Source organism: Nonomuraea lactucae (assembly GCF_003313395.1).
Lineage (GTDB): Bacteria > Actinomycetota > Actinomycetes > Streptosporangiales > Streptosporangiaceae > Nonomuraea > Nonomuraea lactucae.
The window spans coordinates 1-778 of sequence record NZ_QNFZ01000365.1; the positions used below are offsets into that span (position 1 = coordinate 1).

Annotated in this window: 1 pseudogene; it reads left to right on the plus strand. The window is 76.3% G+C overall.

The window, feature by feature from the left end:
• A pseudogene (locus DQW85_RS21985) lies at nt 1–687 on the plus strand (hypothetical protein); the annotation flags it as partial.
• Nucleotides 688–778 lie beyond the last annotated feature (91 nt).

Sequence of the window (778 nt, forward strand, 5' to 3'; positions counted from 1 at the left end):
CCCGCAGCCGGGCCGGTGCCGGTGCCCGTGACGGGGGCTGTGTTCCGCCAGCCGGGCGGCGCGCCAGCGCAGGGCCCGCCCGGCGCGCGTGGTGGGGACACCGCCCTCTACGACTTTCCACCGGAGGACCGCAAGGCCATCTCCAACCGGCGCCTGTTCATCCAGCTGGCCGCCGCCATGGCCGTGATCGTGGCCGTCACCGCCGGCACGATGCTGTGGGGCTCCTCCCGCGACGAGCCGGTCGTGGGCCCCGCCCCCACGTCCGCGCCGCCCACCCAGGCCCAGCCCACCGAGACGCCCACCGAGGCGTCACCCAGCGCCTCGGCCCCCGAGCCGACGCCGACCACGGCCGAGCCCAGTGGCGTCCCCAGCCTGGTGGAGACGGCCGGGCCCCAGCCCAAGGCGACGCTCGGCACCACCGTCCCCACGGGCGGGTGGCTGAAGTGGCTGAGCGAGTTCGACAAGAGCGTGACCGCCCAGGAGGCCATGGGCGACATCGACCCGAAGCGCGCGGCCAAGGCCCACGAGAAGATCAGGAAGGCCGCGAGGCGGTTCATGGCCGGCCGTGAGGAGTCCGGCCGCGACCAGATCAGGGACGTCATGAGGGAGCTGGCGGAGGGGCAGCGGAGGGGCGAGGTGCCGTCCACCGGCCCGCTGGCCGACTTCCTGCGCGACTGGCGTCTCTGAGGACGTCACCAACGGCTCCGGCGGTGGGCGGACCCGGCGGCGGACGCCCCGACGGCGGGCGGGGCCCCGACCGCCGGGACCCGGCAGGGCG